19 protein-coding genes and 1 pseudogene are annotated in these 21,568 nt (G+C 70.6%); 8 read left to right on the plus strand and 12 right to left on the minus strand.

Annotated elements, in window-relative coordinates; all coding sequences use genetic code 11:
* The first annotated feature begins 870 nt into the window (after positions 1-870).
* Positions 871-1,950: a hypothetical protein gene (locus IPI43_29760; GenBank protein ID MBK7778248.1), complete on the plus strand. Its 1,080-nt coding sequence runs from the start codon at positions 871-873 to the stop codon at positions 1,948-1,950.
* On the plus strand, positions 1,947-2,270 hold the full coding sequence (locus tag IPI43_29765; GenBank protein MBK7778249.1) for a helix-turn-helix transcriptional regulator: 324 nt from the start codon (positions 1,947-1,949) through the stop codon (positions 2,268-2,270). Before IPI43_29760 ends, IPI43_29765 begins: the two co-directional genes overlap by 4 nt.
* A gap of 28 nt (positions 2,271-2,298) precedes the next feature.
* Here the strand turns inward: IPI43_29765 and sppA are convergent, their stop codons facing one another.
* The 3 genes from sppA to IPI43_29780 form a co-directional block, all read right to left on the minus strand.
* A complete protein-coding gene (gene sppA, locus IPI43_29770; protein ID MBK7778250.1) occupies positions 2,299-4,092 on the minus strand; it encodes a signal peptide peptidase SppA in 1,794 nt (597 codons plus the stop codon).
* Positions 4,089-6,389 (minus strand): zinc-ribbon domain-containing protein, encoded by a 2,301-nt coding sequence (locus IPI43_29775; protein ID MBK7778251.1) that lies wholly within the window; start codon positions 6,387-6,389, stop codon positions 4,089-4,091. Before IPI43_29775 ends, sppA begins: the two co-directional genes overlap by 4 nt.
* Positions 6,390-6,456: 67 nt before the next feature.
* Complete coding sequence (locus tag IPI43_29780; GenBank protein MBK7778252.1) at positions 6,457-8,064, minus strand: FAD-binding oxidoreductase; 1,608 nt, start codon at positions 8,062-8,064, stop codon at positions 6,457-6,459.
* Between the two features lie 102 nt (positions 8,065-8,166).
* Here IPI43_29780 and IPI43_29785 point away from each other — a divergent pair, with 102 nt between their 5' ends.
* Positions 8,167-8,715, plus strand: coding sequence for an FHA domain-containing protein (locus IPI43_29785; protein MBK7778253.1), 549 nt, complete (start codon positions 8,167-8,169; stop codon positions 8,713-8,715).
* Positions 8,716-8,741: 26 nt separating this feature from the next.
* On the opposite strand, the gene IPI43_29790 is transcribed toward IPI43_29785, so the two are convergent.
* Positions 8,742-9,215 (minus strand): hypothetical protein, encoded by a 474-nt coding sequence (locus IPI43_29790; protein ID MBK7778254.1) that lies wholly within the window; start codon positions 9,213-9,215, stop codon positions 8,742-8,744.
* A 146-nt stretch (positions 9,216-9,361) separates the two neighbouring features.
* Here IPI43_29790 and IPI43_29795 point away from each other — a divergent pair, with 146 nt between their 5' ends.
* Positions 9,362-9,778: a hypothetical protein gene (locus IPI43_29795; GenBank protein MBK7778255.1), complete on the plus strand. Its 417-nt coding sequence runs from the start codon at positions 9,362-9,364 to the stop codon at positions 9,776-9,778.
* Between the two features lie 40 nt (positions 9,779-9,818).
* Complete coding sequence (locus IPI43_29800) at positions 9,819-10,829, plus strand: LysM peptidoglycan-binding domain-containing protein (GenBank protein MBK7778256.1); 1,011 nt, start codon at positions 9,819-9,821, stop codon at positions 10,827-10,829.
* Between the two features lie 136 nt (positions 10,830-10,965).
* On the opposite strand, the gene IPI43_29805 is transcribed toward IPI43_29800, so the two are convergent.
* Genes IPI43_29805 through IPI43_29815 form a run of 3 tightly spaced genes read right to left on the minus strand, consistent with a single transcriptional unit; the run spans position 10,966 to position 14,462 of the window.
* Complete coding sequence (locus IPI43_29805; GenBank protein MBK7778257.1) at positions 10,966-11,748, minus strand: succinate dehydrogenase/fumarate reductase iron-sulfur subunit; 783 nt, start codon at positions 11,746-11,748, stop codon at positions 10,966-10,968.
* Between the two features lie 15 nt (positions 11,749-11,763).
* The gene (locus tag IPI43_29810; protein MBK7778258.1) at positions 11,764-13,722 is read right to left on the minus strand and encodes a fumarate reductase/succinate dehydrogenase flavoprotein subunit; all 1,959 of its coding nucleotides are present in this window, start codon (positions 13,720-13,722) and stop codon (positions 11,764-11,766) included.
* A gap of 20 nt (positions 13,723-13,742) precedes the next feature.
* A complete protein-coding gene (locus tag IPI43_29815) occupies positions 13,743-14,462 on the minus strand; it encodes a succinate dehydrogenase cytochrome b subunit (protein MBK7778259.1) in 720 nt (239 codons plus the stop codon).
* Positions 14,463-14,637: 175 nt separating this feature from the next.
* On the opposite strand from IPI43_29815, the gene IPI43_29820 reads away from it, so the two are divergent.
* Entirely contained in the window at positions 14,638-15,342 is a 705-nt protein-coding gene (locus IPI43_29820) for a DsbA family oxidoreductase (protein MBK7778260.1), read from the plus strand.
* Entirely contained in the window at positions 15,339-16,523 is a 1,185-nt protein-coding gene (locus tag IPI43_29825) for a pirin family protein (protein ID MBK7778261.1), read from the plus strand. The genes IPI43_29820 and IPI43_29825 overlap by 4 nt, the downstream gene beginning before the upstream one ends.
* A gap of 192 nt (positions 16,524-16,715) precedes the next feature.
* Here the strand turns inward: IPI43_29825 and IPI43_29830 are convergent, their stop codons facing one another.
* The 4 genes from IPI43_29830 to IPI43_29845 all read right to left on the minus strand — a co-directional run bounded on the left by IPI43_29830 (position 16,716) and on the right by IPI43_29845 (position 20,886).
* Positions 16,716-17,909: a KamA family radical SAM protein gene (locus IPI43_29830; GenBank protein MBK7778262.1), complete on the minus strand. Its 1,194-nt coding sequence runs from the start codon at positions 17,907-17,909 to the stop codon at positions 16,716-16,718.
* Between the two features lie 85 nt (positions 17,910-17,994).
* Positions 17,995-19,017 carry a hypothetical protein gene (locus tag IPI43_29835; protein MBK7778263.1) on the minus strand — a complete coding sequence of 341 codons (1,023 nt, stop codon included), beginning with the start codon at positions 19,015-19,017 and terminating at the stop codon, positions 17,995-17,997.
* Positions 18,969-19,592: a hypothetical protein gene (locus IPI43_29840; GenBank protein ID MBK7778264.1), complete on the minus strand. Its 624-nt coding sequence runs from the start codon at positions 19,590-19,592 to the stop codon at positions 18,969-18,971. The genes IPI43_29835 and IPI43_29840 overlap by 49 nt, the downstream gene beginning before the upstream one ends.
* Before the next feature lie 7 nt (positions 19,593-19,599).
* Positions 19,600-20,886, minus strand: a complete 1,287-nt coding sequence (locus IPI43_29845; GenBank protein ID MBK7778265.1) for a hypothetical protein — start codon at positions 20,884-20,886, stop codon at positions 19,600-19,602.
* A 74-nt stretch (positions 20,887-20,960) separates the two neighbouring features.
* Here IPI43_29845 and IPI43_29850 point away from each other — a divergent pair, with 74 nt between their 5' ends.
* On the plus strand, positions 20,961-21,272 hold the full coding sequence (locus IPI43_29850; protein MBK7778266.1) for a hypothetical protein: 312 nt from the start codon (positions 20,961-20,963) through the stop codon (positions 21,270-21,272).
* Here the strand turns inward: IPI43_29850 and IPI43_29855 are convergent.
* Positions 21,200-21,352: pseudogene (locus tag IPI43_29855) on the minus strand (DUF4215 domain-containing protein). The gene IPI43_29850 and the pseudogene IPI43_29855 overlap by 73 nt on opposite strands.
* Positions 21,353-21,568 lie beyond the last annotated feature (216 nt).

Genomic DNA, 21,568 nt, shown 5'->3' on the forward strand with positions numbered 1-21,568 from the left:
CCGCTCGCGGCACACTCGCAGACCTCCAGCTGCCGTGGCGTCAAGTCGGGCACGGCTGCCGCGTCGCGCTGAGCAGCCGCCCTGGTGCGACGCGCGAACGGACGCGCGCGTAGCACCACGGCGGCGGGTGACCCCAACGCGGCATCCGTGGCCATCAGCCGCCACGCCGTCAGCTCTGCCCCTGGCACCGCGAGTGAGAGAGGCCCGGGGTGTGCGCTGCCCAGCAGGCGCTCCGCAAGGGCGCACCACTCGGGATGCAACTGCGTGTTGGGATCATGCCCGAACAGAGTCTGCCCATTCTCGTCTACCACCCAGAACCGCTCGTGTACCGCACTCACGGGTGAGCTTCAGAGCACGGGGTGTGCCGCATGAAGCCTCCGATATTTGTGTTCCTCGATGTCTGCCTTCCTGGAATCGCGCGGCGTGGAGTGTCCGGCATCCAGGACGCTCGCTCAGGGGCAACCGCGCGCCCCGTCCGGCGCGCGTGCCAGCTCCATACGATTGGACACACGAGGCGCGCGCCGTTCGTGAGCGCGATCGTGGTCTCCGAGCCCGGGGTGACGACTTGCGACCACCACGTTCCATCGCTGGCCCCGTCGCCCAGACCCAGGACTTCAGCTTCATCCGCAGTGTTGCTGCTCGCTAGGACGACGTGCACGAGCGGCAGGAGCACGTGGGGGCGGGAGACTGCGGACGGCTTCGACATCGCGCAAGCGTGCGCCGTGGCGGCCCGGGCCCGCCATGGGGATTTCCCTTCGCGAGAGCACCCACAAGCGCACACATCGGTCGCACGCAAAGCGCATGGATCCCCCCTCGGGCTAGTGCGAATCGCTTGCCCATCCCAGTTCGATCATACAATCTCGGCCCGCTATGCGCGCCAGAACTGGGGATCCGATCTCGGTCGTCGAGGCCTGCTACGACCTGCGCTCGTCGGAAGACATCTGGCTCTTGAGGCTGAGTGAGGGCGTACTTCCGCTGATGCGCGCCGACACCGTGATCGCCTACCACATCGACTTCGACGAGACCGGGATGCATCTGAGTCACCCCGTTCAAGCGGGCCGCGGCGAGGGCGACGTCGCAGGGATCATCGCGGGCCTCAGCGCTTCGCTCGACCGTGTTCGCGACGGAACGGCGACTGACGAGGACGCGCAGCGCGCTTCGGGTTTCGAAGCGCAGGTGAACTCGCACCTGCCACAGCCAGTCGAGGATCTCTTGCTCTCAGAGTTGGCACTTCCCCAGGGCCGCAAGAGCGTCACGCTCGGTCTGGACCTTGCCGACCTGCACTTCTCGCTCAATCACCACATCGACGGGCACGGCGCGACGTGCATCGTGGGCAGGCTGCAGCAACTCGGACACCTCCGGCCCGCCGAGCGGACCATGTGGCTGCGGCTCGGCGCGCACGTGAAGGCCGGCCTGCGCCTGCGACGTCGCTTGTCGGCGCAGCTGGGGACTTCTGTCGCAGCCCCCGTCGACGGCGCGGTCCTCGACCCGCTCGGACACATCGTGCACGCGGAAGGCGAGGCGAGCGACAAGGACGCGCGCCAGATGCTCGGGCTGCTGACCCGCAACATCGACCGCGCACGCACCGCGAGCGCCGGGCGCGACGCCGAAGCGCTCGCGGTCTGGGAAGGTCTGGTCGACGGCCGCTGGTCCCTGGTGGAGCAGTTCGACTCCGACGGTCGCCGCTTCATGCTCGCGCACAAGAACCCGGAAGGGGTCGTGGATCCCCGCGGGCTGACCGACCTCGAATCGCGCATCGCGCGCCTCGCGGCCCGCGGCTACTCCGACAAGCTCGTCGCCTATCACCTCGGCATCGCGGAGGGGACGGTGTCTTCGCAGCTCACGCGCGCCGTTCGGAAGCTCGGCCTCTCCGGCCGCGCAGAGCTGGTGCGCCTGTTCGGCCAAGCAGCACCCCCTTCGAGACGCGACCACGAGGAGTCGAACACGTGAGTCACAAGCGTCTCGAGGCAGAGCCCGCCATTCCGACGCCCCACGACCTGCGCGTGCATCCGGTGACGGAGGAGCTCGTGTGGCTCTCGTTCGAGCACCCGGACCCCACAGCGCCGGAGGGCCTCACGGAGGCCGAGCAGAGCATTGCACTCCTCGTCTACGCCGGCCGAAGCAACCGAGAGATCGCAAGCGCACGCGGTGTGAGCACGAAGACCGTGGGGAACCAACTGGACGCGATCTATCGCAAGTTGGGTGTCCAGTCGCGAGTCGAGCTGGTGCTGGTGCTGCAGGGGAAGCGACCGGAGCGCTCCCTGGAGTAGCGTGGACCACGCACCGCAGCGGAGGAGTTCAGCGGATGTCGACGCTGTACGGCAAGGCGGTCAGCACGGGCTCGGTGCAGAGCAAGAGCGGCGCGCTCGCGACGTCCGCCACCTCGGGCGAGATGCTCTCGGCGAGCTGCATCCAGACACCGAACGTAGTGGCCTCCGTGCTGGCCCCGCCGCCCGCCAGCTCGGCCAGCGCTTCGAACATGCCCGCCTGGCGCGGCCACTCGTCGAAGGGCGCATCCGCTGGCAGCTCACCCAGCTCGCGCGCCCGGGCCAGCGCGGGGGTGAGCCCGCCCAGCGTGTCCACCAGCCCGGCGCGGTGCCCAGCGAGGCCGCTCATCACGCGGCCTTGCGCCACCTCGTGCACGGCCGCCCGAGGCATGTCGCGCCCCGCGCTCACGCGCCCGAGGAAGCGCTGATACGCCGAGCGCAGCATGCCCGACACCGCCGCGTGCTCGTCCTCGGTGAGGCCGCGCGTGGGCGTCATCCACGCCGCGCGCGCGCCGCGCGTGATCACCACCGGGCGCACACCCAAGCGATCGAACAAGCCCGAGGCATCGGCCTTGCCACCGATGACCCCGATGGAGCCCACTATGGACGCGGGGTGCGCGTAGATCTCGCGCGCCGCGGACGCGATGTAGTAGCCACCGCTGGCCGCCACGTCGCCGAGCGAGGCCACCACCGGCTTGCGCGCCGCCAGTCGCCGCACGGCGTGCCACATGCGGTCGCTCGCCAGCGCGGACCCGCCGGGGGAGTCGATGCGCAGCACCACGGCGCGCACGCTCTCGTCATCGGCCAGCCGGCGGACCTCCTCCACGAACGGGCCGCTCACGGCGGCGGCGCCGCTCTGCTCTTCACCGTCCACGATGCTGCCGGTAACGTGCACGATGGCCACGTGCGGCTCGTGCAGTGCGTCGCGCGGGTCTTCACCCATGAGCACCTCGAGCACGCGGCCGAGGCCCGCACCCTGCCCTGCCACGGGCAGCGAGAGCGCACGCACCTTGGGCGCGTCACCGGCGCGGCGAGCGTGCTCACGCGCCTCGTCGTCGAAGGCCACGGCGTCGATCAACCCCGCCGCGCGTGCCGCCTCGGCGCCGTAGGGACCAGCGTCGATGGCGGCCCGTGCGCGCACGGCGTCGCCCTCGAAGCGCAGCGCCACGGCGTTCACCAGGCCCGCGCTCACGTCGTCCAAAAGCGCCTCGGTGGCCTCGCGCGCCGCCTCCGGCATGGTGGTCTCGGTGAGCATGTCGCCCGCGCTCTTGAAGCGCCCCATGGCGATGACCTCGGCGCGCACGCCCACGCTGTCCAGCAGCTCGCGCGCGTAGAAGACCTGCGCGGCCACGCCCACCAGGTTGAGGTGGCCGGCGGGGGTCATGCTGAGCCGGTCGCACGCGCGCACCGCCAGCGCGAAGCCCGCGTTGTCGAGGCTGTCGAAATGGCAGTGCACGGGCTTGCCCGTGGCGCGCACGCGCTCGATGGCCTCCACCAAGTCCGACACGCGGCCCCAGGCGCTGCCCATGGAGCCGATGCGCAGGAACACGCCACGCGCCGAGTCGTGCTCTTCCACGAGCCGCAGCTGCTCGAAGACCTCTTGCATGGTGGGCTCGCGGCCCGACCCGAGGCCGCCGCGGCCCGGGCCCGACGAGGGCGGGGCACGCAGCGCGAGTTCGCGCACCTCGACCGCGCCCGTGCCTCCCGAGGCATCGAGGGCCGGCCCGCCGCCGACCGTGCAGCGCAGGAGGCACGCTGACAGCAGGCCCACGAACACCAGCGGCCAGACCCAGCGCCGACGGCGCGGAGGGGCGGCTTCGGTCATGCGGGCCCCGGCGCGGGATCTCCCTCGGGCGCAGGCGGCGGGGGCGGCGGTGGCGGCGGTGTGTCCTCCACAGTCGGCGTGGGGGTGGGCGCCGGGCCAGGCGCGGGCGTGGGTCGCAGCGCCTCGAGCCGCTGGCGCGCGGTGGTGGCCAGTGAGCCGCTGGGGCTGCGCTGCAGGTAGTCTTCGTAGGCCTGGATGGCTTCGCTGCGCCGCCCGAGGGACTCGTTGGCGCGGCCGAGGCCGATGAACGCGGGCCCGTAGCCCTGGCGCGTGGCTGCCCGGAAGCGCACCACGGCGTCGTCCGCACGACCGCGGCGCAGCATGACGTTGGCGAGCCCCGTGGTGGCCTCCGACGAGCCCGGCCGCACCTCGAGGGCCGCCTGGTAGAACGCGTCCGCGCGCGAGAGGTTGCCGCCCGAGAGCGCGGTGTCGCCGTTCTGGATGTACCAGCTGTAGTCACGTCCCTCGGGCGGACGGCCGTCGTCCATCGCCACGTCGGTGCCGGCAGGGGGACGCGTGCCGGACGTGTCCGTGCCGCCGGCCTGCATCTCGTCGAAGGTGCGGTTGTCGCGCCCCTCCGTTGTGCCGTCGGCGCCCACGCGGGGCTGGCCCTCGCTCCCAGAGGGGTCCGCCGCCACACCCGCGTCCACGACCACCGCTGGCGCCAACTCCGGCTCCTCGGCCGCGGCCGGCTGCGGCGCCTCTCCGTCGAGCCGCCGGCGCACCGCCAGCGCCCCGGCGTGGTCCGCCTGAGAGGCGAGCACGTGCGCCACGTGAGCGCGAGCCGCTTCACCGTTGCCCGACGCCAACAGCGCGCGGGCCAGCACGATGCGCGCGCGGATGAGCCCTGCGTCGGCACCCACGGCCTGCTGCGCCAGCTCCACGGCGGCGCCCAGGTCCTCTTGCTCTGCCGCGGCCAGCAGCGCTCCCACGGTGAGCTGGTCTGCGCTGGCCGTGGGCGCCAGGTCACGCGAGCGCTCGTAGTGCCGGCGTGCACCGATCAGGTCGCCCGTCAGACGCAGCGCGTCGGCCAGGGCCACACGCGCCTCGACGGAATCGGGAGCCTCGCGCACCGCATCCTCGGCCTTGTGTCGGGCTTCCTGCGCCGCGTCGCGGGCCACGTGTCGGAGCCCAGCCGCCTCGGCCAGCCGCGCGGGGTCTTCGCCCGCATCGGCGACCAGATCCTGGGCGTCGAACTCGTGCAGCTGCGCCTTGAGGCTGTAGCCGCGCGACAGCATGGTGAGCACGCGCGGGTCACGCTCGGCCACGGCCGTGGCGCGGATCATCTCGTGGATGCCCTGGCGATAGCCGTCGGCGTCGTCGCGGCGCAGCAGCTCCTCGGCCTCTTCTAGGAAGCTGGCTGCGGGATCGGGTGGCGGCCCACGCAGCGCTTGCACCTGCGCCATGATGGCGTCGCGCTGCAGATAGCCCACGACACCGAGCGCGATGAGCGCCACCAGGAACACCCAGCGGCCCCACTTGGGCGAGCCCACGCCCTTGATCTTCACGTCGTCGTCGTCATCGACTTGCATGACGGGGGCGCGTGACTTCGTGACCGGAGGCGCAATGGGCTCTTCCAGCATGTCACTGGCGCGCGTGGCGGCGATGGCGCGATGCGACGCCTTGGCCGCAGCGGCCGCCGCGGGGTTGGCGCGCTCGGGCTCGGGAGGCTTGGCGATGGGTCGCGGTTGCGCAGGGCCAGGCGCGGGCGACGGCATGGACGCGCTGGGCGGCGGCACGCTGGCCGGCGGGAGCGGCGGCGGAGGCACGCTGGCCGGCGTTAGCGAAGGGCTGTGCGCCGGGCTGACCTCACTCTGCCGCGGAGCGCCGGGCATGGAGTTCCCGTGCAGCTGCGGCGTGGTCACGGGTTCGCTGCCGGGCGAGTACCCCATGAGCGTGCCCTTCGAGCGACGCGGGCCGGGTGCGCCTGCTGGGATGGACGACGTGCGGGCGGCCGGCGGCGAGGAGTCTGGCCGCGACGCGCGGGCCTGCGAGAAGAAGGTGGCCAGCTCGGCGATGGAGCCGAGCGGCTTGTACGCGTCCCCCTGACGGGCAATCTCGTCGAACTCGCTGAGGACGTTGGTCGCGATCAGCTTCTGCAGGTCGCGCAGGGTGGGCACGAGCTCCTCGCGGCCGTCACGGTGGCGGATGCTCCAAGGGCGCGCGTCACCTCCTCCAGGCCGGTAGACCTTGAAGAGGTGGGCGCACTGAGTGCACTTGACGGTGGTGCCACGCTCGGAGACCAGGGTCTCGTCGAAGTCGTACTCGGTACCGCAGTTCTGACAGATGACATCCATGAAGGCGCAGAGCTTACCAGCGTTCGTCGGTCTCGGGCACCCGGCGTGTCCTGCGGCGCCGGTCGGGTCAGAGGGCGAACACGCCGCGGTTCATGATGCCGGCAGGGTCCAGCTCGCGCTTGGCCCCGCGCAGCGCCTCGCGGAACAGGTCGGGCACCTGCTGCGCGTACCACGGCTGGTGCACGCGCCCCACGGCGTGGTGGTGCGTGATGGTCCCACCGTGACGTAGGATGGCGTCGCTCGCGGCCTGCTTCACGGCTTGCCACTGCGCGATCTCGCCGCCTTCACGCCCCGGCATCACGAACGTGAAGTACGGCGCCGGCCCGTCGGGGTACACGTGCGTGAAGCGGCAAGACACGAAGCCGCGCCCCGCCTCGCGCTTCATCACGTCGCGCACCGCCTGGATGATGCCGGCGTGCAGCGCCTCGAAGCGGTCCCACGTGCAGGCCGTCTCGAACGTGTCCACCACCATGCCCATGCTGCCCATGAGGTTCAGCATGTAGGGCGCGTCGATGAACGCGCGCTTCCACGCGCCGGCTCCGCCTTCGTCGCCGCTCTTTTCACCCGCGTCGGCGTGCTTGGCGCCCTGCGGGCAGCGGCCGCCGTGGTCCGCCACCAGCTCGAGCGTGCGCGCCATGGGCGCGTGAAAGGCGTGGTCGGCCCCCTCGAACCCCACAATCAGCACTGCGCTGCTGTCGATGCTCACCAGGTTCAGCGCCGCCTCGCGCGCGTCCAGCAAGCGGCAGTTCGCCGGATAGAGGCCCGACTGCGAGATGGCCCGCACGGCAGCCACGGCGTCGCGCCACTCCTTGAACAGACACGTGGCGGTGCTGCGCTGCGTGGGCTTCGGGCGCACGCGCACCCAGGCCTCGGTGATGACACCGAGCGTGCCTTCGCTGCCCAGGATCATGCGGTCGGCGCTGGGCCCCGCGCCCGAGCCGGGAAGGCGACGCGTCTCGAGGACCCCCCGCGGGGTCACCGTGCGCGTGCTCTCCACCAGGTCGTCGATGTGCGTGGGGCCCATGGCGAAGTGGCCGCCCGCGCGCGTGGCGATCCACCCGCCGAGCGTGGCGAACTCGAACGACTGCGGGAAGAAGCGCAGCGTGAGCCCGTGCTCGGCCAGCTGGGCCTCGAGCCGCGGTCCGCTGGCGCCGGCCTGCAGGCGCGCGCTGCGCGACACCGCGTCCACCTCCAACAGCCGGTCGAGGCGCGAGAGGTCCAGCGACACGAAGGGGCGCTCGCCGCCCGCCGAGATGCCGCCCACCACGCTGGTGCCGCCGCCGTACGGCACCACCACCACGTCTTCGCTGCTGGCCCAGTCCAGCACGCTCGCCACGTCCGCCTCGCTCTCGGGAAAAGCCACCATGTCGGGCGCCCCGGCGAAGTCGCCGCGGAAGCCGCGCAGGATGTCCGGGAAGTTGCGGCCGTGCGTGTGCCGCACGCGGGCCTCGGTGCCCAGGTCGGCGATGGCGCTCAGCGACGCCGGAGGGGTGACACGCGCCGGGGGCAGCTCCACCGCGGCGAGCGGCACCGGCTCGTCCACGCGCTCTGGCCCGAAGCCCAGCAGCAGCTGCGCCTGCTTTCCACGCTCCCGGCGCTCGTCGGCGCTGGGGAAGCGATCCTCCCAGCCCCAGCCCCAGTGACTCTTTTTCCGCACTTCTTGTGACTCGCTCATCGGGCGAGCGTACCTTCATCGCGTTGGCTGGTGGGCCACGGCGCACCGCCAATTCGTGACCGACAGTTGTAAAAACGTTCGTGTTGTAGAATACTGTTCAAAGTGGAACCCGTACAGCGCATCGAGTGGTACCGGGAGTGGTTCGAACGCCGCGGCCGCCCGGCTTTTCTCGCTGAATTCGCCGCTCCGGTGCTGGTTGCCCGCGAGAACCTCGAGACCGAGACCGAGGCCAGCTTCCACACCGCGTTCATGTCGCGCACCCAGTTCTTGGCCGAGATGCAGAAGGCTGGGGCCGCACCGGCCGACGACCGGCCCCAGATCCGCGCCGGCGAGGTTCGCTTCGTGCGAAAGGCTGCAGGCGCTGCGTTCGCCGACCGGGTGGGGGTGGGCCGGGCGCGCAACGCCGACGTGTGGCTGCCCAACCCACGCGTCTCCAAGTACCACGCGTACTTCTCGGGCACGCCCGAGGCGGGCTACACGCTGACCGACGCCGAGTCGCGGAACGGCACCTGGGTAGACGGGCACAAGCTCGCGGCGCGCACGCCGGTGCCACTGGCAGACGGCTCGGAGGTGGTGTTCGGACCGCACCGCTTCACGTTCTACACGCCCGCAGGGTTCTGCGACAACATCGGGCGGCGCGCTCGGCCGTAGGTGGGCGACGGCTCGCCGGAGGATGGTCAGGGCGCGGCCAGGCTGGCGGCGCTCATGTCCCGAACGGTGCTGATTCCCAGGCGATAGTCGCCCTCGGCGGAGGCGCGGAAACCGCCCACCCACACCTTGGTCAGGCCAGCCGGGAGCGGCCCCTCCACGACGGGATGCCGACCGTCTCCGTCGTCGTTGCAGCGAAACGTTCCGTCCGAGAGCTGCAGCACCAACGTGGTGTCGAGCGCACCACCATTCACCACGAAGCGAGCGTACGGCAGCGTGCTGGCGCTCATCACCTCATGGTCGGGCTCGGCGGAGACGAAGCCGGTGCAGCCATGGCCCCACTCGCGCGCCTCGATGGAGCCACCCTCCAAGCGCCCCGTCAGGGTCTCCGTGCCGCTGAAGCCCGCGGGCAGCTCGACCGGCCCGCCCCAGCCACATGCCCCCAAGAGGGTGGCCAGGAACACGGTCAGGCTGGGAAGCGCCGCTCGCACATGAAGTCGCATGGCCGGCACCATACACCGTGCCTTCGGACGAATTCCAACCGACCAAGCACATCGATGCTTGCCATCGTCCGGGTGTTGATTGCAGACTTTTCCGACATCGCGGTACCGCCGGGGTTGGCACATCCGCACGAAAGGGAAAGACAGACATGATGAAAGACATCCGTTCCGTGGCTCAGCGTGCAGCCATCACGCTGACCCTGGTGAGCATGGCCGCCCTGATCGGTTGCGGCGGCGGCGGCGGCGGCGGTGGCGTGGGGACCACCACCGGCCCCATCGTCCAGGGCGCGCCAGCGACCGTCATCCTGCGCAACGTCTCCCGCGAAGCCATCTTCTACGTCTACATGAGCCAGTCGAGCGACTCGAACTGGGGCGCGGACCTGCTGGGCAGCAACACCCTCAGCGTCGGGCAGTCGCTCACGCTCTCCAACATCACCGCCGGCATCTGGGACATCCGCGTAGTGGATGGCAGCGGCCACTGGAAGGAGTGGCGCAACGAGGAAATCCAGCCAGGGACACAATACACCCTGGACGTGGACGGGGAGAACTGGAACACGCAGCGCTGAGCGTTGCCCCTATCGGCGGCAGCCGGCATACTGCCTCGCGATGCGCATGCCCCCCACCATCTGGGCTGCGGTCGCGACGCTGGCCGTCGCTGCCGCCCTCCTACTTGGCCCCCTCCGCGCAGACGCCTCGCGCCGGCACACGGTGCGGGCCGGTCAGACGCTGGGTCAGCTGGCGGACCGGTACCGCGTCTCGGTGGACGACATCAAGGCAGCCAACCGCCTGCGTGGCAGCCAAATCCGGGCAGGCCAAGAGCTGACCATCCCCACCCCAGGGGAGGTCTACGTGCGTGCCGGACAAACGCTGGAGCGCATCGCACGTCAGCACGACGTGAGCGTGGAGGCCCTGCGGCGGACCAACCGCTTGCGGCCCGGAGCACGAGTGCGCGCCGGTGACCGCCTCCTGCTGCCGGGCTTCGAGCCTGCGCCCGAGGCGCCTGCAGACTGGGGTGCGCCCGAGCAGCCTGGGCGGGTGGAGCTGCGCCGGCCGGGAGAAGAGCCCATCGTCTCGCATCTGCGCGTGGAGCGCGGCGTCAGCCGTGCAGGTCTGCGCCACCTCGAGGCCATGATGCGGCGCAACGAGCGAGACGCGGACCGGCACACCACCCCGCGTCTCGCCCTGCTGCTGGCGCGCCTCAGCGACCACTTCGGCGGCCGCGCCATCACGGTGGTGAGCGGCTTCCGCGAGCCGCGGCGCTTCAGCGGCACGGACAGCCAGCATGTGGCGGGCATCGCGTCGGACATCCAGATCGCCGACGTGCCCAACCGCACCCTCTGGGAGTACTGCCGCACCATCGACGCGGTGGGCTGTGGCTTGTACCCGCGCAGCAACTTCGTCCACGTGGACGCCCGCGAAGAGCGCACCCACTGGGTGGACTGGTCACGTCCCGGGCGGCGGCCGCAGTACGGCACGCTGCGGGGCCCGGCCCGGCGCGGCCAGCACCCCGTCCTCCCCATGGACGAGCCCACCGAGACCCTCCCCCTCGAGGTCCCGGTGGTCGAAGACGACCCGCACTACGTGGCGCCGATGCCGCCCGCGCCAGCTTCGAACTGAATCCAGGCCCGCGAGGGGCCGAAAATCGTTCGAGCGCGAGCGCGCCCACAGCGGCCGGGCGAAGGAATCCGTCTGGATTTCGAGCTCGGCCGCGCGGACGTAAGCCGCGATCGGGCGATTTGCGGCCCCTCGCGCCCTATTCGCCGTCGCCCTTACTGGCCCGCTCGTACGCCGTGGCAGAGGCCTTCACGAAGTCGCGGTTCATGCGCGCGATGAAGTCCACCGAGATGCCCTTCGGGCACGCGGACTCGCACTCGCCGTGGTTGGTGCAGCCGCCGAAGCCCTCGTTGTCCATGGCGGTGACCATGTTGCGGGCGCGCTCGGGGCGCTCGGCCTGGCCCTGCGGCAAGAGGCCAAGGTGGGTGATCTTGGCGGCCGTGAAGAGGCTGGCCGACGCGTTCGGGCACGCGGCCACGCAGGCGCCGCAGCCGATGCACTCGGCGGCGTCCATGGCCATGTCCGACACGTGCTTCGGGATGGGCGTGGCGTTGGCGTCGAGCGGGGAACCCGTGCGGATGGAGATGTAGCCGCCCGCCTGGATGATGCGGTCGAAGCCGCTGCGGTCCACCACCAGGTCCTTGAGCAGCGGGAAGCCCGCGGCGCGGAACGGCTCGATCCAGATGTCGAAGGGGCCGTTCTTGAACTGGCGCATGTGGAGCTGGCAGGTGGTGGTCAGCTTCTGCGGGCCATGCGCCTCGCCGTTGATGACCATGCCGCACGCGCCACAGATGCCCTCACGGCAGTCGTGGTCGAACGCGATGGGCTCCTTGCCCTTCGCGATCAAGTCGTCGTTCACGACGTCGAGCATCTCGAGGAAGCTCATGTGCTCGTCGGCCAGGACCTTGTAGTCCTCGAACTTGCCGGGGGCCTGCGGCGACTTCTGGCGCCAAACGTGGAGCGTGATGTTGAACGTGGTCATGTCTGTCCTGCTCCGTTACTTGTAGCTGCGCTTGCTGGGCTTGACGTAGTCGAAGGTCAGCGGCTCTTTGTGGAGCTCGGGCTTCGCGGAGTTGCCCGTGTAGCCCCAGGCCGACACGAACGCGAAGTTGTCGTCGTCGCGCAGCGCCTCGCCGTCGTCCTCGTGCTCCGCGCGGAAGTGTCCGCCGCAGCTCTCTTCCCGCGTGAGCGCGTCCAGGCACATCAGCTCGCCCAGCTCGAAGAAGTCTTCCACGCGGCCGGCCTTCTCGAGCGTCTGGTTGAGCTCCTCGCCGGTGCCCGTGATCTTGAGGTGCTTCTCGAAGTCGGCGCGCAGCTTCGGGATCTCGCGGAGAGCCTCCTCGAGGCCGGCCTTGGTGCGCGACATGCCGCACTTGGTCCAGATGATCTTGCCCAGCTCGCGGTGGTAGTGGTCGGGGCCGTGCTTGGGCTCGGGGGCGTTCATCAGCCGCTTGACCCGCTCCTTCACGTCCTTGACCACCTTCTGCACCTCGGGGTGATCCTCGCCCAGCTCCGGGAAGGTGCGCTGGCCCACGCGCTTGCTGGCCTCGGTGCCGATGTAGTTGCCCACGGTGTACGGCAGCACGAAATAGCCGTCCGCCAGGCCCTGCATGAGCGCCGACGCGCCCAGGCGGTTGGCGCCGTGGTCGCTGAAGTTGGCCTCACCGCCCGAGAACAAGCCCGGGATGGTGGTCATGAGGTTGTAGTCCACCCAGATGCCACCCATGGTGTAGTGCGTGGCCGGGTAGATGCGCATCGGCGTGGTGTACGGGGACTCGCCGGTGATGCGCTGGTACATGTCGAAGAGGTTGCCGTAGCGCTCCTCGATGGTGGGCCGACCCAGGCGCTTCAGGGCGTCCGCGAAGTCCAAGTAGACGGCGCGGCGCTCACCGTCCACGACGGGCCCGACACCCAGGCCCTGGTCGCAGACGTACATGGCGTTGCGGCTGGCCACGTCGCGCGGGACCAGGTTGCCGAAGGCCGGGTACTTCTCTTCCAGGTAGTAGTAGCGGTCCTTCTCGGCGATCTGGTCCGGGGACTTCCCGCAGTCTTCCTTCTTGCGGGGCACCCAGACGCGGCCGTCGTTGCGGAGCGACTCGCTCATGAGCGTGAGCTTGCCCTGGTACTCACCGGCGCGCGGGATGCACGTGGGGTGAATCTGCGTGTAGCAGGGGTTCGCGAAGAGAGCGCCCTTGCGGTGCGCGCGCCACGCCGCGGTGCAGTTGCTGCCCATGGCGTTGGTGGACAGGTAGAAGACGTTGCCGTAGCCACCGGTGCAGAGCACCACCACGTCGGCCACGTGCGGCTTGATCTCGCCGGTCTTGAGGTCACGCGTGACGATGCCGCGTGCCTTGCCGTCCACGACCACCAGGTCGAGCATCTCGCTGCGGGTGTGCATCTCCACGGTGCCGGCCTCGATCTGCTTCTCGAGCGCCGAATAGGCACCCAGGAGCAGCTGCTGCCCAGTCTGACCGCGCGCGTAGAACGTGCGCGAGACCTGCGCGCCACCGAAGGAGCGGTTGGCCAGGAGGCCGCCGTACTCGCGCGCGAAGGGCACGCCGGCCGCCACGCACTGGTCGATGATGTTCACGCTCAGCTCGGCCAAGCGGTAGACGTTGGCCTCACGGGCGCGGAAGTCGCCGCCCTTCACCGTGTCGTAGAACAGGCGGTAGACGCTGTCGCCGTCGTTCTGGTAGTTCTTGGCGGCGTTGATGCCGCCCTGGGCCGCGATGGAGTGGGCGCGACGCGGGCTGTCCTGGAAGCAGAAGCACTTCACCTTGTAGCCCATCTCGCCCAGGCTGGCCGCCGCAGCGCCGCCCGCGAGGCCCGAGCCCACGACGATGATCTCGTACTTGCGGCGATTGGCGGGAGCCACGAGCTTCCCGTTCATCTTGTGCTGGGTCCACCGCTGCTCGATGGGGATCGACTTATCGGGTTCGTTCGAACGAAGTTCCATGATCTCTCCGAAGCTGCTGGTCAGTGGTCGCTGGCGGGCGAGTCGTTGGCGTCGGCCATCGCGGCGGCGTAGCCGGCGGGAGCCTCGATGAACCCGAGGTGGACGCTGACGGGGAACATCAGGTTGCCGAGGGTGAGGATGGTAGCGAGGCCCACCGCGGCGTCACGGCGCAGCGGGTTGTACTTGGGGTGGTTGGCGCCGATGGTCTGGAAGGCGCTGAAGAACCCGTGGTAGATGTGCAGGCCGAGGGCCAGGTTGCCGACGATGTAGATGCCGGCCAGCAGCGGGTGCGAGAGGCCCGCGTAGAAGTTCCAGAACGGGTTCTCGAAGTGCACTTCGTTGAAGAGCTGCGGCGCCAGCGTGAAGTGCAGCAGGTGGAACCCGATGAACAGCAGCAGCGCGATGCCGCTGACGGGCATGGCCTTGCTCGCGAAGGTGGCCTCCGTGTGCTTGGTCATGTGGTAGGCCTGCGGGCGGGCGTCCTTGTTGCGGGTGACCAGCGAGAAGGCGGACACGATGTGGACGCTGACGGCGGCGAGCAGGACGAAGCGCGTGGGCCAGAGGATGTACCAGGCCTCGTGCAGCGTGGCCGCGTACTCGTTGAACGCGTCCTCACCGACATAGGCGTTCAGGTTTCCGAGCATGTGCCCCACCGTGAATCCGACCATGACGAGGCCCGAGAGGGCCATAGCCACCTTCTTGCCGATGGTGCTCTGATAGAGCGTCAGCGCTCTCTGCATGGGTATCTCCTGCTGGGCTGGGCAGCTCTCCGCGCGCTGGGCGTCACGCGAGCCGAATGGACGGCCATATACAACGTACGCAGCGGGTTGTCGACGTAAGGCTGTGCCTGGGCGTAGCGTAACGGGCGGGGCCGGTCCCCGACTCGATCGCCACCCCACGCGAAGGGAAGCCGCCATGTCCACCCGCCCGCCCCAGACCCCCCGCCTGACCATCGACATCGTCTCCGACGTGGTCTGCCCGTGGTGCGTGATCGGCTACGAGACGCTGGCCCAGACGCTGCGCGGCATGGGCCTCGCCGACACCACCGAGGTGCGCTTCCACCCGTTCGAGCTGAACCCACACCTGGCCGCGGGCGGCCAGCACTTGGGCGAGCACCTGGCCCAGAAGTACGGCTCCAACAGCGACCAGAGCCGCGCGGCGAGGGCACGTCTGACATCACTCGGCGAGTCGCTGGGCTTCGCGTTCCGTTTCAGCGACGAGACCCGCATCTACAACACGTGGCGGGCTCACCAGCTGCTGTTTTGGGCACGCGAATCGGCCGGACTGCAGAAGCAGCTCGAGCTGCAGCGCCTGCTCTTCGAGGCGTACTTCACGGAGGGGCGCCCCATCGACGACGTGCCCACGCTGGTGGAGGTGGCCGCGCGAGCGGGGCTCGACGCCGAAGAGGCCGGCGCCGTGCTGTACGACGCGCGCTACGCTGACGTGGTGCGCGCCGAGGCCGCCGAGTGGCGTGCCAAGGGCATCAGCGCCGTGCCCAGCGTGATCATCAACGGGCGCAGCCTGCTGACCGGCGCTCAGCCCGAAGAGGTGTTCCGCAACGCCATCACGCGGGCGCTCGCCACGGCACCTGCGCACGAGACCAACGAGGTGAGCCCATGAGCGAGCTCGGACGCCGAGACACCCTCAAGATCCTGGCGTCGGCCAGCGCCGCGGCAGCCGTGGGCTGCCGTGTGGACGAGAGCCCCGCGGGCCGAGCGCAGACCCCCCACGAACCACCCACCGGGAGCAGCGACGTGACGACACCCTCCACCCCCTCGAGCGCCGACCCCGTGCTGGGCAGCGAGCGCCTCGGCTTCCTCTGGCGCACCGTGGACCCGTTCCTCTTCTGCGCGCACCACCTGGACCGCTACCCCACGGGCAACGCGCAGTTCGGGCCCACCGTGCCGCTCACGGGCCGCAACATGGGCAGCGACTTCGAGGTGCGCGACGGCTTTCGCATGTACCACGGGCTGGTGGTGCCGGGCTTCCCGCGTCACCCGCACCGCGGCTTCGAGACGGTCACCGTGGTGCGCGAGGGGCTGCTGGACCACTCGGACTCCATGGGCGCGGCGGCACGCTTCGGCGGCGGCGACGTGCAGTGGATCACCGCCGGGCGCGGCATCCAGCACTCGGAGATGTTCCCGTTGCTGTCCAGCGTGAACGAGAACCCCCTCGAGCTGTTCCAGATCTGGCTCAACCTGCCCCGCGCCGACAAGATGGTGGACCCGTACTTCACCATGCTGTGGAACGAGACCATCGCGCGCGCCGTCACGCGGGACGAGGCCGGGCGCGCCACCGAGGTGGCCGTCATCGCGGGGCGATTGGGCGACACCAGCGCGCCGCCGCCCCCGCCCAACTCGTGGGCCAGCGCGCGTGACAACGACGTGGCCATCTGGACGGTGAAGCTCGAGCCCGGGGCGCACTTCACGCTGCCGGCGGCCAACGCCGGGACGCGCCGCAACATCTACCTGCACCAGGGCGCAGGGCTGCGGGCCGCAGGCCGTGACCTTCCCGCCGGGCATCAGTTCGAGCTGCGCGCCGACATGGCGGTGGACATGGTCAATGGCCCCGAGGCGAGCGAGTTCCTGCTGCTGCAGGGCAAGCCCATCGGGGAGCCGGTGGCGCAGCACGGGCCGTTCGTGATGAACACGCGGCAGGAGCTGCAACAAGCCTACATGGACTTCCAGCGCACGCAGTTCGGCGGCTGGCCCTGGCGCGCCGACGACCCGGTGCACGGAGCCACGCCCGAGCGCTTCGCGCGGCACGCCGATGGTCGTGAAGAGCGGCCGGTGCGCGGCTGAGCCATGGAAAAGGGGGGGTCTTCGGGCGGGAAAACCCCCCCGGGCGGCCCCCCCGGCCCCGCCGACCCGACGGGGCCCCGGGGGCGGTTGTTTCCCGTCCCGCGGGCCCCCCCCCCCCCCGGGGGACCCCCCCCGGGAGGGCCGGGGCCCCCCCCCCCCCCCCCCCCCCCCCCCTGCGCGCCGGCCCGCGCCTCAGCCGGGCGGGTCGAGGTACTCCACCAGCTCGCCGCGGAAGGTGCGCAGCGTGGTGCGGCCGTCACCGCGAGCCACCACGGTGTCGGGACCCACAGGCACCTTCCCGCGCCCATTGGGCGTGTCCACGATGAGCTTGGGCAGCGCGATGCCGCTGAGCCGGCCCTGCAGCGCACCCATGATGGCGATGCCCGCGTCGAGCGGCGTGCGCAGGTGCCCCGTGCCGCGCACCGGGTCCATCTGCAGCAGGTAGTACGGGCGCACGCGGCGCTTCACCAGCCCGCGGAAGAGCGCCTCGAGGGTGTCGGCGTGGTCGTTGATGCCGCGCAGCAGCACCGTCTGGTTCATGACGGGCAGCCCCGCGTCCACGAGCCGCGCGAGCGCCGCGCTGGACTCCGGCGTGAGCTCCTTCGGGTGGTTGAAGTGCGTCATGACCCACAGGCTGGGGTGCGCCTTGCGGAGCGCCTGCACCAGCTCGTCGGTGATGCGCTGGGGAATGGTCACGGGGGCACGCGTGGCGAGGCGCACGTTCGTGAGGTGCTCGATCTGCGCGAGGCGCTCGAAGAGCCGCGCGATGCGGGCGGTGCTCATGACCAAGGGGTCGCCGCCCGAGACGATCACCTCCTGCACCTCGGGGTGGGCCTCGATGTAGGCGAAGGCCTCGGCGAGCGCCTCCATGGAGCGCGCACCACCGCCGTCGCCCACCATGCGCGAGCGCGTGCAGAAGCGGCAGTAGACGGCACAGCGGTCCGTGGCCAGCAGCAGCACCCGGTCGGGGTAGCGCTGGATCAGGTGTGGCGCGACCTCGTGCGCTTCTTCGCCGAGCGGGTCGCGCAGGTCGCCAGGCACCTCCACCGCTTCGTCCGCGCTGGGCACGCACTGCCTGCGGATGGGGCAGGCGGGGTCGTTCCGGTCCGCGAGGCTCAAATAGTAGGGCGTCACCGAGAGGGGGAAGCCTCCCGAGAGTGCCCGTGCTGCCCCGGCGCGCTCGGCCTCCGTGAGTGCTAGTGCGGCCTCTAGCCCCTGCAGCGTGGTGACCGCGTCGCGCGCCTGCACCCGCCAGTCGCCGTCGGGGCTGTCCGCAGACGCGAGCGTGAGATCGGCGAGCAGCGGCAGCGGGCGAGGCACAGCGCCGGAGTATGGCGGTGAGGCGGGCAAAAGCAAAAGCGCCCGCGGCGACGGCGCCGCCCCCAACGGAGAGAGCCGCCCGGTGGGGGGCGGCTCTCATCCATGTCTCAGTGCTGGTCACGCGCCGGTCAGGGCGCGTGTCGTACCCGGCTCAGCGGCGGCGACGGCGCGTCGCGAGCGCGAGGCCCACGAGCAGGAGCCCGCCCGCCGCCGGCCAGCTCTGGCCTACCGGGGCGTGGGTGGCACACATGGCGCCGCCCGAGAGGCCGCCGCCCGTCGTCACGCCACCGTCCGGCAGCATGCCGCCGTCCGGGCCCGCCACGCTGACCGTGGTGGTGTCCGTGGCGGTGTTGCCCGCCGGGTCCGTGGCCGTCGCCGTCACGGTGTGCGAGCCAGCGCCCAGGCCGTCGCCATCGAACGACCACGTGCCATCCACGCCCACCGTCACCATGCCGACCTCGACGCCGTCCACCGTGATGACCACCTCAGCGCCCGGTTCGCCCGTGCCGGTGATGACGCCCGTGGTCGGGTCCACATCACCGATGGTCACCTCGGTCTCGGTGTCCACGGTGAAGCCCACCGAGTCCTCCGCCATGTTGCCCTCGAGGTCGGTCGCCACCGCCGTCGTGATGTACGAGCCGTCCGCCAGCGCGTCCGACACGGTCACCGACCAGTTGCCGTCGTTGTCCGCGACCACCGTCCCGATGGTCACGTCGGTCCCATCGACCTCGATGGTCACTGTGACCGAGGCGCCCGGCCGCGTCGTGCCCGAGATGGCGGGCGTGTTGTCGTTGATGACCGACCCGTTGACCGGGCCCGTGATCGCCAGGTCCGTGCTGGCGTTGACCGTGAAGGTCGACGTCGCCGCGTCCGTGTTGCCCGCCGTGTCGGTCGCCACGGCTTCCACCGTGTGGACGTCGTTCGTCAGGCGCGTGGTGACCGCGAGCACCCAGTTGCCGTTGGTGTCCACGGTGACGTTGCCCAGCTGCTCGCCGTCGACGGTGATGACCACCGTGGCGCCCGGCTCCCCGGTGCCCGTGATCAGCGGCGTGGCGTCCAGCGTGGTGCTGCCGTCCGCCGGCGACTCGATCAGGACCACGGTCCCCGTGTCCACCGTGAACGAGCTCATGTCCATCGCGTCGAGGGTCCCGACCGTGACCGAGGCGGTCGCCATCTGGAGGCCTTCGGACAGCGGCGCGGTGAGCGCCAGCTCCAAGCGCCCGTCGAGTCCACCAGCGCGGTGCCGACCATGGTGCCGCCGATGCTGACGGTCACCGTGGTGCCCGGCGTACCCGTGCCCGTGAGGGTGGGCATCGCGTTCGTGATGGTGGTCCCATCCACGGGCGCGTCGATGGTGACGGCGACCGCCTCGCAGCTGGACGCCGCGGTGCAGACGCCCGTGCTGCAAGGCGTGAACTCGGCGAGCGCCGGGTTGGTGCACGCGCCCGCGCTGCAGGTGTCCGTGGTGCACTCGATGCCGTCGTCGCACTCGCCGTCCGACAAGCAGCTGATGCACTCGTTCGCGCCGCCGGTGCCGACCACGCAGTTGGGCGTGGCCGCGTCGCAGCCCAGGTCGGTGCCCACGCCGCCGTCCACGCACACCTCGCACGTGTTCCCGCCCATGGCGCCGGGATCGCAGTGCGGGGCCGCCATCATGCAACCGGCGTCCGTGCCGGTCGCGTCGGTGTCCGCGCAGGGCAGGCACACGTTGGTGGGATCGCCCGAGCAGACCTCGTCGCCGGCGCACATGCCCGTTTCACCCGGCGATGACCGGTGCGTTGTCGCAGGCGTTCGACGCGCAGCTGTCCACGGTGCAGAGGCTGCTGTCGTCGCACTGCGCGTCGGCCGTGCAGGCCACGCACTGGCGCGAGCCGCTGGCCCCGATGCAGTGCTGGGCCGAGGCGTCGCAGCCCAGGTCCGTGCCGCTGCCGTTGTCCACGCACACCTCGCAGAGCGCGCTGGTGTCGCACACGCCCGTGGCGCAAGGCGTCCCCTCCATGACCGGGGGATTGCTGCACACGCCAGCCATGCACAGGTCCTGCGTGCAGGTAAGGCCGTCGCCGCAGTCGGCACCCGTGACACAGGCCACGCAGCTGCCGCCCACGCAGAGAGGATTGCCCGCGCCGCAGCCGAGATCCACGTCCAGTCCAGTCGCGTCGTCCAGGCACTCCTCGCAAGAAGGCGAGCCGGAGCCAGAGGTGCGGCAGTGCGGCGCCATTGCCATGCAGCCCGCGTCGGTCCCCATGGCAGACGTGTCGGTGCACGACACGCACATGTTGGTGGGCGCGCCCGAGCAGACCGCGCCGCCGGTGCAGGCGCCCGTCATGCCTTCCGCGACCGCGGTGTTCACGCAAACGCCAGTGGTGCAGGCGTCCGTGGTGCACAGATTGCTGTCGTTGCAGTCGCCCACCACGAGGCACTCGACCACGTCGAAGCTGCCCATGGCCGAGACCATGACGCCGTCCACGGTGCCCGTGATGCTCACGCTGTACTCACCGCCCTCGACCAGGCCGGTGATGCCGTCGACCGCGCAGCTCCACACCCCGCCGCTCACGACGCCGGTGCACATGAAGGCGTCCATGCCGTTGTCCTGCGTGACGCTCACGCTCAGCAGCGTGCCGTCCGCGAGGTGGGTGGCCAGGCCGTTCGGTCTGGCGGTGAGCGCCAGGATGTTACCCGTCGGCCCCACGTACGTGATGCTCGGGCCGTCGCAGGTGCCTGCGACACAGATCTCGCCCGAGGCGTTGCAGTCCCCAGTGGAGAGGCACTCGACGCAGACCGCAGGGTCGTTCGAGCGGTCGCACAGCGGCGCGCTGTTGGTGCAGCCCGAGTCCGTCATGCCCACGGGTGCGTCGTCCACGCACACCTCGCAGGCGGGGGTGCCCACGCTGCCGTTGCAGACGCCGTTGCCAGCGCCCAGCGTGCACATCACGCCAGCCATCACGGGCGGGAACGTGCAGGTGCCCGCGGCGCAGGTGTTGGTGGTGCACGCGTTGTTGTCGTTGCAGTGCTTCCCGCCGGTCCAGCCTACAGGCGAACACACCGCCGCCCTGGGCCGTGCACTGCGGGGAGCCCGCGCTGCAGCCGAGGTCGGTGGTCGTCCCCCCTTGCGTGTCGATGCAGCCCACGCACGCCGGGTTCATTGCGGCGCCGTTGCAGATGCCACCCGCGCACAGCGCACCCTGCATGAGCGAGGTGGGCACGCAGACGTTGGCCACGCACGCGTCGGTGGTGCAGGAGTTGGTGTCGTCGCAGTGGTCGTTGGTGACGCACTCACGGCAGATACCGGTCATGTCGCAGTGCCCACCCGAGACGCACTGCGCGTCGGTGGTGCACACGCCGGTGCCGATCTCGATGCGACAGCCCGAGGAGCAGCCGTCGCCGTTGAGGATGCCCCCGTCGTCACAGCTCTCGGCGCCGTCCAGCTGACCATTGCCGCAGCCCGGCACGCGGAACGGGTTGTAGTAGGCAAAGAGCCCCGTGCCTCCGATGCCGGTGACCATGCCCATCTGGAAGTCACCCGAGGACGAGACGACATGGTTGCCGCCAGGAGGTCGAACGTGACCACGGAAACGTCGGGCGACGCAGGACCGTCACGGTAGGGGCGACCAAGACGGCACCGTCGAGCCGCAGCGAAGCCACGCGAGGGGTCTCGATGGTCACCGCGGCGGTGCCCGTGCCCGAGACGTTGACGGCCACGTTCAGCGAGGTGGACCCGCGGAACT

It is taken from the genome of Sandaracinaceae bacterium (genome assembly GCA_016706685.1).
In the GTDB taxonomy this organism is placed as follows: domain Bacteria; phylum Myxococcota_A; class Polyangia; order Polyangiales; family Houyiibacteriaceae; genus JADJJE01.

Coding starts and splice junctions, on each gene's coding strand:
- IPI43_29760 (MBK7778248.1), top strand. CDS start 871: ATGCGCGCCAGAACTGGGGATCCGATCTCGGTCGTCGAGGCCTGCTAC.
- sppA (MBK7778250.1), bottom strand. CDS start 4,092: ATGACCGAAGCCGCCCCTCCGCGCCGTCGGCGCTGGGTCTGGCCGCTG.
- IPI43_29775 (MBK7778251.1), bottom strand. CDS start 6,389: ATGGATGTCATCTGTCAGAACTGCGGTACCGAGTACGACTTCGACGAG.
- IPI43_29780 (MBK7778252.1), bottom strand. CDS start 8,064: ATGAGCGAGTCACAAGAAGTGCGGAAAAAGAGTCACTGGGGCTGGGGC.
- IPI43_29790 (MBK7778254.1), bottom strand. CDS start 9,215: ATGCGACTTCATGTGCGAGCGGCGCTTCCCAGCCTGACCGTGTTCCTG.
- IPI43_29795 (MBK7778255.1), top strand. CDS start 9,362: ATGATGAAAGACATCCGTTCCGTGGCTCAGCGTGCAGCCATCACGCTG.
- IPI43_29800 (MBK7778256.1), top strand. CDS start 9,819: ATGCGCATGCCCCCCACCATCTGGGCTGCGGTCGCGACGCTGGCCGTC.
- IPI43_29805 (MBK7778257.1), bottom strand. CDS start 11,748: ATGACCACGTTCAACATCACGCTCCACGTTTGGCGCCAGAAGTCGCCG.
- IPI43_29810 (MBK7778258.1), bottom strand. CDS start 13,722: ATGGAACTTCGTTCGAACGAACCCGATAAGTCGATCCCCATCGAGCAG.
- IPI43_29815 (MBK7778259.1), bottom strand. CDS start 14,462: ATGCAGAGAGCGCTGACGCTCTATCAGAGCACCATCGGCAAGAAGGTG.
- IPI43_29820 (MBK7778260.1), top strand. CDS start 14,638: ATGTCCACCCGCCCGCCCCAGACCCCCCGCCTGACCATCGACATCGTC.
- IPI43_29825 (MBK7778261.1), top strand. CDS start 15,339: ATGAGCGAGCTCGGACGCCGAGACACCCTCAAGATCCTGGCGTCGGCC.
- IPI43_29835 (MBK7778263.1), bottom strand. CDS start 19,017: ATGGCGACCGCCTCGGTCACGGTCGGGACCCTCGACGCGATGGACATG.
- IPI43_29840 (MBK7778264.1), bottom strand. CDS start 19,592: ATGTGCGCCGGCGACGAGGTCTGCTCGGGCGATCCCACCAACGTGTGC.
- IPI43_29850 (MBK7778266.1), top strand. CDS start 20,961: ATGCAGCCCACGCACGCCGGGTTCATTGCGGCGCCGTTGCAGATGCCA.